Origin of the sequence: Nocardioides imazamoxiresistens (assembly GCF_032378595.1) — a bacterium.
In the GTDB taxonomy this organism is placed as follows: Bacteria; Actinomycetota; Actinomycetes; order Propionibacteriales; family Nocardioidaceae; genus Nocardioides; species Nocardioides imazamoxiresistens.
This window is the reverse complement of sequence record NZ_JAVYII010000001.1, coordinates 463,549-477,328: the sequence shown is the minus strand read 5'-3', so window position 1 is coordinate 477,328 and position 13,780 is coordinate 463,549. Positions and strand designations below refer to the sequence as shown.

The following is a 13,780-nucleotide window of genomic DNA, read 5'->3' as shown; positions in this document are numbered from 1 at the left end:
GTGTCAGGCCGACACTTCCTCCTGCTCCTGCGCCTGGTTGTTGATCAGCGTCGAGAAGTCGTTGAGCTGGGCGATGACCTGGGTGAGCATCGCGCGGTACTCCGAGTTCCAGGAGTTGCGGGTGCGCTCGGCGTCGGGGCCGATCCACTCGAAGCCCTCGAGCGACTGGGTGAGGCGAGCCGTGATCTGCTCGAGCTCGCCGGCGCCCTGCGTGATCTGCTGGGCCGACTGGCGGCCACCCTCGATGTCCATACCCTTCATGGCCATGGCGGTTCTCCTTCTGTGTGATCTCTAGGTCGATCTCTGGGTGAGGTGTGAGCGGTCGGACGGGTGGAGCTGGTGGAGCCGGGCGGGACTGACCGGGACGGTCAGCCGCCCATGCGGGACCGGACGTGGCTGGTGGCCTCGGCGGCGGTGATGCGGCCGTCGCCGTTGACGTCGAGCTCGCGGTTCTGGTGGTACGCCTGGGTGCCCTGGTTGAACATCGTGGTGTCGGCGTCCATGGGTCGGCCGCCGAGGACGCTGGTGTAGACGCTCTCGAGCGAGTCGAGGCGGCCGCGGTAGGGCTCGAAGTAGCGCTCGACGTAGGAGAGCTGCTCCGTCGGCGTCATCCGCGACAGCGCCTCGGTCGTGGTGCCGAGACCGCGGGCGGTGTCGGGCATGAACTGGATCAGGCCGGTGGCGCCGCTGCGGGGGTTCTCGACGTCGGAGGTGAAGCGCCCGCCCGTCTCGAAGCTCATCGTCGCCATGAGGTGCTCGGGCGCCGCGCCCAGGCGGCCGGCGACGGCCTCGACCTCGCGGAGGAACTCCGGCGTGACGTTCGGGTTGCCCGAGACGCCCTGGATCTGCTGGTAGTCGTAGCCGGTGGGCGAGCTGAAGCCCGAGCCCTGCGCCAGCTGCTGCGGGTGGTCGGAGCGCCAGGCCTCGTACGCCGCCTGGGTGTTCGAGCCCCACACGCCGTCCGCGCCCTGGGTGTCGTAGCCGGCCGCCGAGAGCCGCTGCTGGAGCTCGCGGACGTCCTCGCCGCGGCTGCCGCGGCCGTTCTCGCCGGCGAGCTTCTCGATCGCCGCGTCGCCGCCGTTGCCGCGGCCGGCCAGCGCGGCCCCGCCGAGGCCGAGGGCGGCTGCGCCGCCCGCGAGCCCCGCGGCCGCGCCGTACGACGGCTTCTCGCCGGTGTCGGTGATCGAGTCACCGGTCGGGTTGAGGGCCGCCGAGGTGAGCGACTCCGCGCCCGGGGTGGTGCCCGCGCTGGGCGCCACGTCGGGGGAGCCGCCGCCGGTCGGCGAGCTGGGCACGGAGCCGCCGTCGATGCTGCCGCCGCCGAGCGCCGGCGAGCCGCCGCCTCCGGTGGTCCCGCCGCCGGTGCCGCCGCCGGTGCCGCTGCCCGTGCCGCCGCCCGTGCCCCCACCCGATCCGCTGCCCGTCGGCAGCGCACCGCCGAGGGCCGGCTTCTCCGAGACCGGGGCCGCAGTGCTGCCGGCGCCCGTCGCGCTGTCCGAGAGGCTCGGGATGCCGATGGTCGGGGTGATCGAGGCGGGCGTCAGCCCGGTGGGGCTGGTGACCGTGGTGGTGGTGCCCGGGATGGTGACGCCGTCGGCGGTCGTGGTGGTCGTCGACGTGGTGGTCGTGGTGGTACCCGGTGTCCCCGGCGACAGCGGCTGGGTGGGGGCGATGGAGCCGCCCTGCCACGAGCCCATGGGTGCGCGGTTCTGCTCGGTCTGCAGCGGGCTGGTGTAGGTCGGTAGCTTCGAGAAGTCGACCGTCTCGCCGGCGCTGACCTGGTCCTGCGCCTGGGCGTTGGCCCCGAGGACCTGGGCGAACATGCCGAGCGCCATCGAGATCTTCTCGAGCCAGGGCACGACCTGGGTCTCGAGGAAGGTGGCGTACGCCGCGCTCGCTCCGCCGGTGAAGAAGGAGGCCGCCCGCAGCAGCGCGATCAGCGCCTTCACGAACGTGATCACCTGGTCGGTGGTCTCCTTGCCCTCCTGGCACTTCTGAGCGGCTTCGCGGAGTTCGTCGGTGTCCGCCCCGAGAAAAGCCATCGTCGTCGCCTCCTTCCGCTGCTGGTCGCTGGTGGGTGTGGCTGGGTACGCCGTGGACGCTAGGGCGCCGCGATCGCCGTCGGGAAGAGCGCCTCGGGTGGAAGGTTCCTCCCTGCGACGGGCTCCGGTGGTGGCTGTGGGAACCCCCTGACGACGACGGAGCCGGCGCGTCCCCTCGAGGGGACGCGCCGGCTCCGTGGCGGAGGAGGGCGGGTCAGGAGCTGGCGGCGTCCTGACGGTCGGCGTGCACGCACAGCACCCGGCCCTGGTCGGAGAGGGACTCGGAGGCCGCGTTGGCGCTGGGGGCGAACGAGCCCGTCCAGTCGCTCTCGAAGCCCTGGCGGTCCGGGCCCTGCCAGTTCAGGCCGGAGATCATGGCGCTGATGCTGGACACGACCCCGGCGACCTGCCCGGCGTACTCGCCCATGTTCTGCCCGACGCTGCGGGCGTACTCGGTGTCCATCCCCTGCATGCTGCTGCTCATGGTTCCTCCTGGGCCGTCGGTGCGCGGTGGGTGCGCGTGGGTGCGTGGCTCCCGAGGCTAGGAAGGGCGGGGAGGTGCGGCTAGGCCGTCGGGGGCGGAACGTTCCGCCGCGCGGCGGCCCGCTCGACCTCGTCGAGGTCGTCGGCCGTGACCAGTCGGACCTCGGCCGTGCGGCGCCCGATGGCGAAGCGGACGTTCTGGGCGCGTCCGGACCCGGCGCGGAAGGGGTCGTCGCGGGGGCCGAAGGCGAGCGCGGAGATGGAGCGGATGGAGTCGTCGACCCGCTGCGCGCGCTCGAGGTTCCAGGCGTACCCGTGCCAGCCGAGCACGCGCTCGTAGATCTCGCGGTTCGACGGCGGCCGGGGGTAGTCGTCGGTGCCGGTCAGCCACGGCTCCGAGAGAGCGAGCGCCACGAACCACTCCCGCGAGCGGGGCGTCAGGGTCGGCGCCGGTGCGGTGGCGCCCTCGTCGACCTCGCTGCCGGCGGGTCGCGGCAGCGTCACCACGGGTCCGCTGCCGCTGGCGGTGACCTCGATGCTGATCGAGAGGTCGTCGTAGCTCGCCGAGCCCGGGGAGGTGCGCCCGCGCATCAGGACCAGCTGGTTCTCGCCCTCGTCGAGCAGCAGCGACATGCCCTCCGCGAGGGTGACGCGACGGGCGCCGCCCGGGGCGTCGAAGAGGCTCGACACCTGCGTCTCGCCCGAGCCGTGCCAGCGCAGCCGCGCGATCTCCTCGCCGACGATGAGCTCGCCGAGCACGCGCGAGACGTGCGGCGCGCAGCGGGGCAGGGCGATCGCGGTGACCCGCAGGGCGTTCTCGGGCGAGTCGTCGGGCACGGCGTGGTCGGGCGCCCGACCGAAGAACAGCGTCTCGCCGGAGCCCATCGTCACCGTCGGCAGCCCCGCCCCCCGCAGCGTCACACGCAGCATGGCTCGATCCAACCACAACGGCGGCGCGGGGTCCGGCGACCGTTGCCCACAGGTCGGTGCACATCTGTGCACTGGATCTCTTGACCCGTCCGGCGGGGCGGCGGACCCTGGAGCCATGGCGACCGCCCCGACCCTCCCCGCCGTGACGCCCGCGGCCCCCACGCGCGAGCCGGGGCTCCTCGACGCCCTCGGGCTGCTGCTCGAGGTCGTCGACGACCTCGTGGTCGGCACGGTGCGCGACACGCACCGGGCGGTCGCGGGCCGGGTGCGCGCCGCGGGGGCGCCGCTCGCGGCGCACGACCTCGTGGCGCGGGGGGTGTACGCCGGCATCGGCACCGCCCTGCGCGGGGCCGGCCGTGGCCTCGACGCCCTGGCCGGCACCGGCGCGGGCCCGGCGCTCGAGGCCCGCCCGGCGGGCCGCCACCTGCGTGCGGCCGTCAACGGGCTGATCGGCGACCGGCTCGTCGGGTCGCGGCCGGTGCTGGCGATCCCCGCCGCTCCGCGCGTCGACGGGCGTGACGTGCCCGTGACCCCGACGGGCCTCGCGGCCGCCTACCCCGACGCCCGCGGGCGGGTCGTCGTGCTCCTGCACGGGCTCGGGGAGTCGGACGAGACGTGGCGGCTGGGGCGCGGCGAGCGGGGCACGACGTACGCCGAGGAGCTCGCCGCGGCGGGGTGGACCCCGGTGGTGCTGCGGATGAACACGGGGCTGGGGCTGCGCCCCAACGGTGTCGCCCTCGCGGCACTGCTGGAGGACCTCGTGCGGGGGTGGCCCACCGAGGTCGAGCGCCTCGCGCTGGTCGGCCACTCGATGGGCGGTCTCGTCGTGCGGGCGGCGACCGCGGTGGCCGGCGACCTGCGCTGGCCGGGGCTGGTCAGCGACGTGGTCACGCTCGGCACCCCCCACCGGGGCGCGCCCCTGGCGGAGCTGGTCGGCAACGGCAGCGCCGGGCTCGCGCTCCTCGGGGAGACCGCCGCCTTCGGTCGCATCCTCGACGAGCGCTCCGTCGGCATCCGCGACCTCGTGGAGGGCCTGGGCCACGACGTCGGGCTGCTCGAGCACGCGCGCTACCGGTTGGTGGCGGGCACGGTCACCACCTCGGCGCGCCACCCGGTCGGCGCCCTGCTCGGCGACCTCCTGGTGCGCGAGGCGTCGGCGCACGGACGGCGGGGGACGGGCTGGGACGACCTGTTCGCCGACGCGGACGTCACCACGGTGCACGTCGGCGGCGCCGGGCACTTCGCGCTGCTGAACCACCCGACGGTCGCGGCGCACCTGCTGGACTGGCTGGCCTGAGCCGACGGAATCCGCTGTCGGCGAACAGGGCGGGTATCCCCGTGGAAGTGACGGTGGTTCGGGCTAGTGTCGCGACCGTGAACCAGAACCCCCAGATGAACGGTGCCGCGGGCTTCAACCCGCTCGACGACCACATCTACCAGCGCCTGCTGCGCGAGCGGATCGTGTTCCTCGGTTCGGAGGTGCGCGACCAGAACGCCAACGCGATCTGCGCCCAGCTGCTGCTGCTCTCGGCGGAGGACCCGGAGGCGGACATCTTCCTCCACATCAACTCGCCGGGTGGCTCGGTCGACGCGGGCATGGCGATCTACGACACCATGAACTACATCCCGAACGACGTGGCGACGGTCGGCATGGGCCTCGCCGCCTCCATGGGCCAGTTCCTGCTGTGCGCGGGAGCGAAGGGCAAGCGGTACGCGCTGCCTCACGCGCGCATCATGATGCACCAGCCGTCCTCCGGCATGGGCGGCTCGGCCTCCGACATCAAGATCCAGGCCCAGCAGTCGCTGCACATCAAGAAGGTGCTGCTCGAGCTCATCTCCGAGCACACGGGCCAGAGCATCGAGCAGGTCACCAACGACGCCGACCGCGACCGCTGGTTCACCGCGGCCGAGGCCAAGGACTACGGCCTGGTCGACAACGTCATCACGAGCGCCCGCGAGGCCGCTGACGAGGGCCGTCCGGCCCACACCAAGGACTGAACCGGAGGCCTGACATGAACTACTACATCCCTCAGTGGGAGGAGCGGACCTCCTACGGGTTCCGCCGCATCGACCCCTACGGCAAGCTCTTCGAGGACCGCATCATCTTCCTCGGCACGCCGATCTCCGACGACGTGGCGAACGCCGTCATGGCGCAGCTGCTGTGCCTGGAGTCGATGAACCCCGACCAGGACATCTCGATCTACATCAACTCGCCCGGCGGCTCGTTCACGGCGCTCACGGCGATCTACGACACGATGCGCTTCATCAAGCCGGACGTGCAGACCGTGTGCCTGGGCCAGGCGGCCTCGGCGGCGGCGATCCTGCTCGCGGCCGGCGCGCCGGGCAAGCGGATGGCGCTGCCCAACAGCCGCATCCTGATCCACCAGCCCTACACCGAGGGCACGTTCGGCCAGACCTCGGACATCGAGATCCAGGCGAACGAGATCCTGCGGATGCGCGAGCTGCTCGAGACGATGATCTCGGAGCACTCGGGCAAGCCGCGCGACGAGGTCAGCGCCGACATCGAGCGCGACAAGATCCTCACGGCCGAGGCCGCGGTGGAGTACGGGCTGGTCGACGCCGTCCTCGACTCGCGCAAGGCCGCGCTGCTCGTCTGAGCGGTCCCCGACCGCTCGAAGCGGAACCCCGTGTCGGACTGCGACGCAGGCCGGCACGGGGTACCGTCCAGGGGTCGCGGTTCGCGCACGACCTGCGACCGACGAACGACGCACCACCCGCTCGACGAGCTCGGCTCGACGGGCACGACCGGAGGATGATCACCCGTGGCACGCATCGGCGACGGAGGGGACCTGCTCAAGTGCTCCTTCTGCGGCAAGAGCCAGAAGCAGGTGCAGAAGCTGATCGCCGGACCCGGCGTCTACATCTGCACCGAGTGCATCGAGCTGTGCAACGAGATCATCGAGGAAGAGCTCGGTGAGGGCGTCGAGGGCGGGCTCGAGGAGCTGCCCAAGCCCAAGGAGATCTTCGAGTTCCTCAACTCCTACGTGATCGGCCAGGAGCAGGCGAAGAAGTCGCTGGCGGTCGCCGTCTACAACCACTACAAGCGCGTCCAGTCGGGTGCCGCCACGGTGGCCGGCCGGCACAGCAAGGACGAGCAGGTCGAGGTCGCGAAGTCCAACATCCTCGTGATCGGCCCGACCGGCTGCGGCAAGACGTACCTGGCGCAGACCCTGGCGCGGATGCTCAACGTCCCCTTCGCCATCGCGGACGCGACCGCGCTCACGGAGGCCGGCTACGTCGGCGAGGACGTCGAGAACATCCTCCTGAAGCTGATCCAGGCCGCCGACTACGACGTCAAGAAGGCCGAGACCGGCATCATCTACATCGACGAGATCGACAAGGTCGCCCGCAAGGCGGAGAACCCGTCGATCACGCGCGACGTGTCCGGCGAGGGCGTGCAGCAGGCGCTGCTGAAGATCCTCGAGGGCACGACGGCCTCGGTGCCGCCGCAGGGCGGCCGCAAGCACCCGCACCAGGAGTTCATCCAGATCGACACCACGAACGTGCTGTTCGTGGTCGGCGGGGCGTTCGCCGGGCTCGAGCACATCATCGAGCAGCGGGTCGGCAAGAAGACGCTCGGCTTCACCGCCGAGGTGCGCGGCGAGGCGGAGCGCGAGGCGGAGGACCTGCTGGCCCAGGTGCGCCCGGAGGACCTGACGAAGTTCGGTCTGATCCCCGAGTTCATCGGCCGGCTGCCGCTGATCGCCAGCGTCAACAAGCTCGACAACGACGCGCTGGTCCAGATCCTCACGGAGCCGAAGAACGCCCTGGTGAAGCAGTACCAGCGGCTGTTCGAGCTGGACGAGGTCGAGCTCGAGTTCACCGAGGAGGCCGTCGCCGCGATCGCCGAGAAGGCGCTCGAGCGGGGCACGGGTGCTCGTGGTCTGCGCGCCATCATCGAGGAGACGCTCCTGCACTCGATGTACGACGTGCCCTCCCGCGGCGACGTCGCCACCGTCGTGGTGACCGCCGAGGCCGTGGCCGGCGAGGCGCCGCCGACCCTCGTGCTGCGCGAGGCGGAGACCAAGAAGAAGAAGTCCGCCTGACGCCTGCTCAGACGAGCAGGTCCACCAGGCCGACGACCGCCAGCACGACGCCGAGCGCGAGGCAACCGAGACCGAGCAGCTGGTTGCGCCGGTGGTCCGAGCGGCTCTTGTCGAGCAGCTCCGCCTCCGAGCGGGTCGAGACGAGCAGCCGACCGCCCTCGGGCGCGCGCAGCTCCAGCTGCCCGTTGCGGCACACGGCCTCGCCGGAGACGAACACGGACGTGCCCGGGGTCAGCACCCACTCCTCGTACTCGTGGCCCAGCGTGCCGCCGCCGCGGTTGCCGGACGGCAGCGACATCGAGAAGGACCCGAGCCGGATGTCGGTGCCCCGGTCGGCGCTCTGACGGTCGCGGAACTCGCTGGCGCTCTTGTGCGCGTGCTTGACGCCGTCGACCGGCACGACGGTGATGGTGCCCGCCGCGTCGCGCAGCACGAAGGGCTCGCGGGTGCGGTTGTCGACGACCTTCTCCGTGCGCTTCGTGGTGCGGCGGTTGCCGTCCTTGTCGCGGCGGACGTCCTCGTAGTGGCGGGTGACCTTGTGCTGGTGCCACACGCAGGTGGTGCCGGAGACCTCGGAGGTCAGCGGGCCCTGCGGCCCCACCTCGACGACGCCCTCGAGCTCGACGCGCTCGCGGTAGGCCCCCGGGCCGGCCGCCGCGAGCGCCGCGGCGTGCATCTGGGCCACGACGTCGGTGGTGCTCGCCTGCACGGCGAGCAGGTCGGCGACCTCGCCCTTCGCGCGGTGCGCGTTGTAGAGCGAGTACGCGCCGAAGGCGACGGCGAAGAGCGCGGCGACGAAGAACCAGGACATCGGACCCCCCCAGGGACGAGACGAGCGGCGGCCGCTGGTGCGGCCGCCGCTCGTCCTGCCCTGCGTGGGGGGTGCGTCAAACGCCGCACCGGGGAGGGGTCAGCCCTCCGTGGGCGTCTCCTCCTGGACCAGGTCGGCCGTCACGGCCAGGTCGCCGCCGTCCCCGGCCACGAAGACCAGGTCGCCGACGATCGAGCCCGCGGCCCGCAGGTCGGCGGCCGCGGCCTCGGCGGCGAGCACCTCGGACTCCGGGCCGGTCACCTCGGCGCGGGCGACCTGCGTACGCATCTTGACCTTGGCCTGCGACTTGACGCCCCGCACGCCGGCGAGGGCCTTCGCGACCGCCCGCAGCGTGGCGGGGGAGGCCGCGGCGGCGGAGCCGAGGTCGGCCTCGACCGGCCAGGCGGCGTGGTGGATCGAGCCCTCCTGCCACCACGACCAGACCTCCTCGGTCACGTAGGGCAGGAACGGCGCGAGCAGGCGCAGCTGCACGTGCAGTGCGATCGCCAGCGTCGCCTTTGCGGAGGCGGCGCCGGGGCCGTCGCCGTAGGCGCGCTCCTTGACCAGCTCGAGGTAGTCGTCGCAGAACTCCCAGAACGTCTTCTCGACGGCCTCGAGCGCGGTCGTGTAGTCATAGGTCGCGAACGCGTCGGTGGCCTTGGCGAGCGTCTCGCGCAGGAGCCCGAGCATCGCGCAGTCGACGGGCTCGGAGACCTCGAAGCGGTTCAGCTCGGTGGCGCCCACGCTGCCGATGACGAACTTCGAGGCGTTGAGGACCTTCATCGCCAGGCGGCGCCCGACCTTCATCTGGGTCTCGTCGAACGGCGAGTCGAGGCCGGGGCGGGTCATCGCCGCGCGCCAGCGCACGGCGTCGGCGCCGTACTTGTCGAGGATGTCGGTCGGGACGACCACGTTGCCCTTCGACTTCGACATCTTCTTACGGTCCGGGTCGAGGATCCAGCCCGACAGCATGGCGTGGTGCCACGGCGCCGTGCCGTTCTCGAAGTGCGCGCGCACCACGCGGCTGAACAGCCAGGTGCGGATGATGTCGTGGCCCTGCGTGCACAGGTCCATCGGGAAGACCCGCGAGAACAGGTCGGGGTCGCTCTCCCAGCCGCCGGCGATCTGCGGCGTGAGGGAGGAGGTCGCCCACGTGTCCATGACGTCGGGGTCGCCGACGAAGCCGCCGGGCTGGCCGCGCTGGGCCTCGTCGAAGCCCTCGGGGGCGTCGGTCGAGGGGTCGACGGGCAGCGCCGACTCGGGCGCGACGATGGGCCGCTCGTAGTCCGGCTCGCCGTCGGCGTCGAGGGCGTACCAGACGGGGAACGGGATGCCGAAGAAGCGCTGCCGCGAGATCAGCCAGTCGCCGTTGAGGCCGCCGACCCAGTTGTCGTAGCGGTGCTTCATGTGCGCCGGCACCCAGGTGATCTCCTCGGCGCGCGTCAGGAACTCCTTGCGCAGCCCGGCGTCGCGGCCACCGTTGCGGATGTACCACTGCCGGGTGGCGACGATCTCGAGTGGCTTGTCGCCCTTCTCGTAGAAGTTCGCCATCCGCTGCGTGGCCTTCGGGTCGCCCTCGAGGTCGCCGCTGGCGCGGAGCTTCTCGACGGTGGCCTCGCGGGCTGAGTGCACGGTCTTGCCGGCCAGGTCGGCGTACGCACCCTGGGCGGCCTCGCCGGTCACCCAGGCGGGGGTCTCGCGCGTGAAGCGGCCGTCGCGACCGATCACGGTGCGCACCGGCAGCTGCAGCTCGCGCCACCACTGCACGTCGGTCAGGTCACCGAACGTGCAGCACATCGCGATGCCCGCGCCCTTGTCCGGCTCGGCGGCCGGGTGGGGGAGGACGGGGATCTCGACGCCGAACACGGGCGAGAGCACCGTGGTGCCGAACAGGTGCTGGTAGCGCTCGTCGTCCGGGTGGGCGATCAGCGCGACGGCGCTGACGATCAGCTCGGGACGCGTGGTCTCGACGTAGACGGCCTCGCCCGGCTGCCCGTCGACCGACGGGCGGCGGTAGGCGACGCGGTGGTAGGCGCCGGGGTACTCCCGCGCCTCCAGCTCGGCCTGCGCCACCGCGGTTTGGAACGTCACGTCCCACAGGGTCGGCGCCTCCTGCAGGTACGCCTCCCCGCGCGCGAGGTTGCGCAGGAACGCGCGCTGGCTGACGGCCTGCGCGTCCTTGCCGATGGTCGTGTACTGGTGCGACCAGTCGACCGAGAGGCCGAGGGTGCGCCACAGCGACTCGAAGACCTTCTCGTCCTCCTCCACCAGCTGCGCGCACAGCTCGATGAAGTTCGGGCGGCTCACCGAGACCTGCTTCTTCGGGTCCGGCTTCTCCGGCGGGGTGAACTCGGGGTCGTAGGGCAGCGACGGGTCGCAGCGCACGCCGAAGTAGTTCTGCACGCGGCGCTCGGTCGGCAGGCCGTTGTCGTCCCAGCCCATCGGGTAGAACACCGACTTGCCCTGCATCCGCTGGAAGCGGGCCACGACGTCGGTGTGGGTGTAGGAGAAGACGTGCCCGACGTGCAGCGAGCCCGACACGGTCGGCGGCGGGGTGTCGATCGAGTAGACGTTCTCGCGCGGCTGCGTGCGGTCGAAGGCGTAGGTGTCCTGCTCCTTCCACGCCTGCGACCACTTGGCCTCCAAGCCCTCGAGGGCGGGCTTGTCCGGTACGACGACGGCCGGTCGTTCCGGCGTCGTCGCGGACTGCTCGCTGGCCTGGCCCTCGGCCCGGGTGTCGGTCATGGGCGGAATGCTACGGAACTGTTTCCACCTGCGCGAAGCCGCGTCTGCCCTGCTCGCACGGCGTGTCGCGCTCCATGGGGCGCGTGTGGGTCGCGTGGCTACCGTCGTGGGCACCGACCGACACCGACGGAGGTTCCATGACCAAGCTCGCGATCATCTACTACTCGTCCACCGGCACCGTCCACGAGATGGCCCGTCGCATCGCCGCCACGGCCGAGGCGCACGACGACGTCGAGGTGCGCCTGCGCCACGTCGCGGAGACCGCTCCGGACGAGGCGGTGAACAGCCAGGACGCGTGGCAGAAGCACCGCGCCGACGTGATCGACGAGCCGATCGCGTCGCCCGACGACCTGGACTGGGCCGACGTCGCGCTCTTCGGCTCGCCGACCCGCTACGGCCACGTGACCAGCCAGCTGCAGGGCTACATCGACACCCTCGGCCCGCTGTGGGCCCAGGGCAAGCTCGCCGACAAGGTGTACGCGGGCTTCACCGCCAGCCAGACGCACCACGGCGGCCAGGAGTCGACGCTGCTCAGCCTCTACACGAGCTTCTACCACTTCGGCGGCATCGTGGTGGCTCCCGGCTACACCGACCCGCTGAAGTTCAACGACGGCAACCCGTACGGCGCCGCGAAGGTCACCGGCGCGAGCACCGAGCTGGACGAGAACGACCTGGCCGCGCTCGACCACCTGGTCAACCGCGCCCTGGCGATCTCGCGCCGCCTCGAGGCCGGCGGCAACGGCGCCAGCCGCGACGACGCCTGAGCGGCCCGGCAGCGACGCTCGCGACCACCGCCCCCGGGGCCCCGACGATCGGGGCGCCGGGGGCGGCACGGCCTAGACTCGGCGGCGCGATGACCGACTTCGAAGCCGCGGAGACCCCTGCCGCCCGCCCCGCCGCCACCTTCGCCGAGGCGGAGGAGGCACTCCTGTCCCGCTGGCCCGAGACCCGCCTCGAGCCCTCGCTCGACCGGATCCGGGCCTTCACCGAGCTGCTCGGCGACCCCCAGCGCTCCTACCGCGTGGTGCACCTGACGGGCACCAACGGCAAGACGAGCACCTCGCGGATGGTCGACACCCTGCTGCGCGCCCTCGACCTCCGCACGGGCCGGTTCACCAGCCCGCACGTCGAGAAGATGAGCGAGCGGATCAGCATCGACGGCGCTCCGCTCGACGACGAGGCCTTCGTGCGGGCCTTCAACGACGTGGCCGCCTTCACCCACCTGGTCGACGCCGACCAGCCGCACCCGCTGTCGTTCTTCGAGACCGTCGTCGGGATGGCGTTCGCCGCCTTCGCCGACGCGCCGGTGGACGTGGCGGTCGTCGAGGTCGGGATGGGTGGCTCCTGGGACGCCACGAACGTCGCCGACGGCGACGTCGCCGTCGTGACCCCGATCGCGGTCGACCACGCGGCGTACCTCGGCTCCTCGCCCGCCGCGATCGCCGAGGAGAAGGCGGGGATCATCAAGCCGGGCGCGCAGGTCGTCCTGGCCGCCCAGGAGCCCGAGGCCGCGGAGGTGCTGCTGCGCCGGGTCGTCGAGGTCGGGGCCAGCGTCGTCGCCGAGGGCGTCGACTTCGGCGTCGTCACCCGCGCGCCGGCCGTCGGCGGCCAGATCGTCACCCTGCGCGGCCTGCACGCCACCTACCCCGAGATCTTCCTGCCGCTCTACGGCGCCCACCAGGCGCAGAACGCCGCCACCGCCCTGGCCGCGACCGAGGCCCTCGTCGGCCGCGAGCTCGACGACGACATTGTCCGCGCGGCCTTCGCCGAGGTCACCTCGCCGGGCCGCCTGGAGATCGTGCGCCGCAGCCCCACGATCGTGCTCGACGCGGCGCACAACCCGGCCGGCGCCGAGGCGCTGGGGCAGGCGCTCGAGGACTCGTTCACCTTCTCGCCGCTGATCGGCGTGCTCGCCGTGATGGGCGACAAGGACGTCGAGGGCCTGCTGGCCGCCTTCGAGCCGCACCTCGCCCACGTCGTCGTGACCCGCAACTCGACGCCGCGCTCGCTGACGGTCTCCGAGCTGGCGGCCCAGGCGCGCACCGTCTTCGGGGACGACCGCGTGACCACGGCGCCGACGCTGGCCGAGGCGATCGACCAGGCCGCCGCGCTCGCCGAGGCGGGGGAGGCGCTCGGCGTCTCCATCGGCTCCGGCGCCGTGCTGGTGACCGGCTCCGTCGTCACCGTCGGGGAGGCCCGACTGCTGCTGGGAGGACCGCGATGAGTCGCAGGCGAGGACGGGACCGGGCCGGGGAGGCCGGGCAGGCGGAGGAGCAGGTCGAGCCGCGGGTCATCGAGCCCGGCGCGCCCGACGACCCGGAGCGCACGAAGGCGCCGCGGCGCGGCATGTGCGCGGCGGTGCTCACGCTGCAGGCGATCGTGATGGTGCTCGTCGCCCCCGTGATCACGCAGTTCACCGACGTCGCGACCGGGCTGGCGTACGCGATCGGCGGCGGCCTCGCCGTCGCCTGCGTGCTGGTCGCCGGCATGCTCCGCCGGCCGGCGGGCTACACGGCCGGGTGGGTCCTGCAGGTCGTGGCGATCGGGCTCGGCGTGCTCGTGCCGATCATGTTCGTCACGGGCGCGCTGTTCGCGGCGCTGTGGGCGACCGCCGACCTGATGGGCCGCTCGATCGAGCGGCAGCGCGCCGAGGCGTGGGCGGCGTACGACGCCGAGCACCCGCAGCCCTGACGGCTGCTCGC

General features: G+C 72.4%; 13 protein-coding genes. 7 read left to right on the top strand and 6 right to left on the bottom strand.

What is annotated here, in order from left to right; translation table 11 throughout:
• Window positions 1-3: 3 nt before the first annotated feature.
• The 4 genes from RDV89_RS02270 to RDV89_RS02255 all read right to left on the bottom strand — a co-directional run bounded on the left by RDV89_RS02270 (window position 4) and on the right by RDV89_RS02255 (window position 3,455).
• The gene (locus tag RDV89_RS02270) at window positions 4-267 is read right to left on the bottom strand and encodes a hypothetical protein (protein WP_315730939.1); all 264 of its coding nucleotides are present in this window, start codon (window positions 265-267) and stop codon (window positions 4-6) included.
• A 101-nt stretch (window positions 268-368) separates the two neighbouring features.
• Window positions 369-2,042, bottom strand: a complete 1,674-nt coding sequence (locus RDV89_RS02265) for a peptidoglycan-binding domain-containing protein (RefSeq protein WP_315730937.1) — start codon at window positions 2,040-2,042, stop codon at window positions 369-371.
• Window positions 2,043-2,256: 214 nt separating this feature from the next.
• Window positions 2,257-2,526, bottom strand: a complete 270-nt coding sequence (locus RDV89_RS02260) for a hypothetical protein (protein ID WP_315730936.1) — start codon at window positions 2,524-2,526, stop codon at window positions 2,257-2,259.
• Window positions 2,527-2,606: 80 nt separating this feature from the next.
• Window positions 2,607-3,455, bottom strand: coding sequence for a hypothetical protein (locus RDV89_RS02255; RefSeq protein ID WP_315730934.1), 849 nt, complete (start codon window positions 3,453-3,455; stop codon window positions 2,607-2,609).
• Between the two features lie 115 nt (window positions 3,456-3,570).
• Between RDV89_RS02255 and RDV89_RS02250 the strand changes: the two genes are divergently transcribed.
• The 4 genes from RDV89_RS02250 to clpX all read left to right on the top strand — a co-directional run bounded on the left by RDV89_RS02250 (window position 3,571) and on the right by clpX (window position 7,522).
• Window positions 3,571-4,752, top strand: coding sequence for a lipase family alpha/beta hydrolase (locus RDV89_RS02250; protein WP_315730932.1), 1,182 nt, complete (start codon window positions 3,571-3,573; stop codon window positions 4,750-4,752).
• Window positions 4,753-4,847: 95 nt separating this feature from the next.
• On the top strand, window positions 4,848-5,453 hold the full coding sequence (locus RDV89_RS02245) for an ATP-dependent Clp protease proteolytic subunit (protein WP_315731516.1): 606 nt from the start codon (window positions 4,848-4,850) through the stop codon (window positions 5,451-5,453).
• A 14-nt stretch (window positions 5,454-5,467) separates the two neighbouring features.
• Window positions 5,468-6,073, top strand: a complete 606-nt coding sequence (locus RDV89_RS02240; protein ID WP_315730930.1) for an ATP-dependent Clp protease proteolytic subunit — start codon at window positions 5,468-5,470, stop codon at window positions 6,071-6,073.
• 165 nt (window positions 6,074-6,238) lie between these two features.
• On the top strand, window positions 6,239-7,522 hold the full coding sequence (gene clpX, locus RDV89_RS02235) for an ATP-dependent Clp protease ATP-binding subunit ClpX (protein ID WP_315730928.1): 1,284 nt from the start codon (window positions 6,239-6,241) through the stop codon (window positions 7,520-7,522).
• A 7-nt stretch (window positions 7,523-7,529) separates the two neighbouring features.
• Here clpX and RDV89_RS02230 read toward each other — a convergent pair whose 3' ends face one another.
• Together RDV89_RS02230 and valS are read right to left on the bottom strand one after the other, a co-directional pair.
• Entirely contained in the window at window positions 7,530-8,333 is an 804-nt protein-coding gene (locus RDV89_RS02230; protein WP_315730926.1) for a GIDE domain-containing protein, read from the bottom strand.
• A gap of 99 nt (window positions 8,334-8,432) precedes the next feature.
• Window positions 8,433-11,078, bottom strand: coding sequence for a valine--tRNA ligase (gene valS / locus RDV89_RS02225; RefSeq protein ID WP_315730924.1), 2,646 nt, complete (start codon window positions 11,076-11,078; stop codon window positions 8,433-8,435).
• A gap of 137 nt (window positions 11,079-11,215) precedes the next feature.
• Between valS and wrbA the strand changes: the two genes are divergently transcribed.
• The 3 genes from wrbA to RDV89_RS02210 all read left to right on the top strand — a co-directional run bounded on the left by wrbA (window position 11,216) and on the right by RDV89_RS02210 (window position 13,769).
• Entirely contained in the window at window positions 11,216-11,842 is a 627-nt protein-coding gene (wrbA, locus tag RDV89_RS02220; RefSeq protein ID WP_315730922.1) for an NAD(P)H:quinone oxidoreductase, read from the top strand.
• An 89-nt stretch (window positions 11,843-11,931) separates the two neighbouring features.
• Window positions 11,932-13,302: a bifunctional folylpolyglutamate synthase/dihydrofolate synthase gene (locus RDV89_RS02215; RefSeq protein ID WP_315730921.1), complete on the top strand. Its 1,371-nt coding sequence runs from the start codon at window positions 11,932-11,934 to the stop codon at window positions 13,300-13,302.
• A complete protein-coding gene (locus tag RDV89_RS02210; RefSeq protein WP_315730919.1) occupies window positions 13,299-13,769 on the top strand; it encodes a DUF4233 domain-containing protein in 471 nt (156 codons plus the stop codon). Before RDV89_RS02215 ends, RDV89_RS02210 begins: the two co-directional genes overlap by 4 nt.
• Window positions 13,770-13,780: the final 11 nt, after the last annotated feature.

What these genes read in the sequence shown, in the direction of transcription:
- RDV89_RS02270 (WP_315730939.1), bottom strand. Translation starts at nt 267, where the DNA reads ATGGCCATGAAGGGTATGGACATCGAGGGTGGCCGCCAGTCGGCCCAG.
- RDV89_RS02265 (WP_315730937.1), bottom strand. Translation starts at nt 2,042, where the DNA reads ATGGCTTTTCTCGGGGCGGACACCGACGAACTCCGCGAAGCCGCTCAG.
- RDV89_RS02260 (WP_315730936.1), bottom strand. Translation starts at nt 2,526, where the DNA reads ATGAGCAGCAGCATGCAGGGGATGGACACCGAGTACGCCCGCAGCGTC.
- RDV89_RS02255 (WP_315730934.1), bottom strand. Translation starts at nt 3,455, where the DNA reads ATGCTGCGTGTGACGCTGCGGGGGGCGGGGCTGCCGACGGTGACGATG.
- RDV89_RS02250 (WP_315730932.1), top strand. Translation starts at nt 3,571, where the DNA reads ATGGCGACCGCCCCGACCCTCCCCGCCGTGACGCCCGCGGCCCCCACG.
- RDV89_RS02245 (WP_315731516.1), top strand. Translation starts at nt 4,848, where the DNA reads ATGAACGGTGCCGCGGGCTTCAACCCGCTCGACGACCACATCTACCAG.
- RDV89_RS02240 (WP_315730930.1), top strand. Translation starts at nt 5,468, where the DNA reads ATGAACTACTACATCCCTCAGTGGGAGGAGCGGACCTCCTACGGGTTC.
- RDV89_RS02230 (WP_315730926.1), bottom strand. Translation starts at nt 8,333, where the DNA reads ATGTCCTGGTTCTTCGTCGCCGCGCTCTTCGCCGTCGCCTTCGGCGCG.
- valS (WP_315730924.1), bottom strand. Translation starts at nt 11,078, where the DNA reads ATGACCGACACCCGGGCCGAGGGCCAGGCCAGCGAGCAGTCCGCGACG.
- wrbA (WP_315730922.1), top strand. Translation starts at nt 11,216, where the DNA reads ATGACCAAGCTCGCGATCATCTACTACTCGTCCACCGGCACCGTCCAC.
- RDV89_RS02215 (WP_315730921.1), top strand. Translation starts at nt 11,932, where the DNA reads ATGACCGACTTCGAAGCCGCGGAGACCCCTGCCGCCCGCCCCGCCGCC.
- RDV89_RS02210 (WP_315730919.1), top strand. Translation starts at nt 13,299, where the DNA reads ATGAGTCGCAGGCGAGGACGGGACCGGGCCGGGGAGGCCGGGCAGGCG.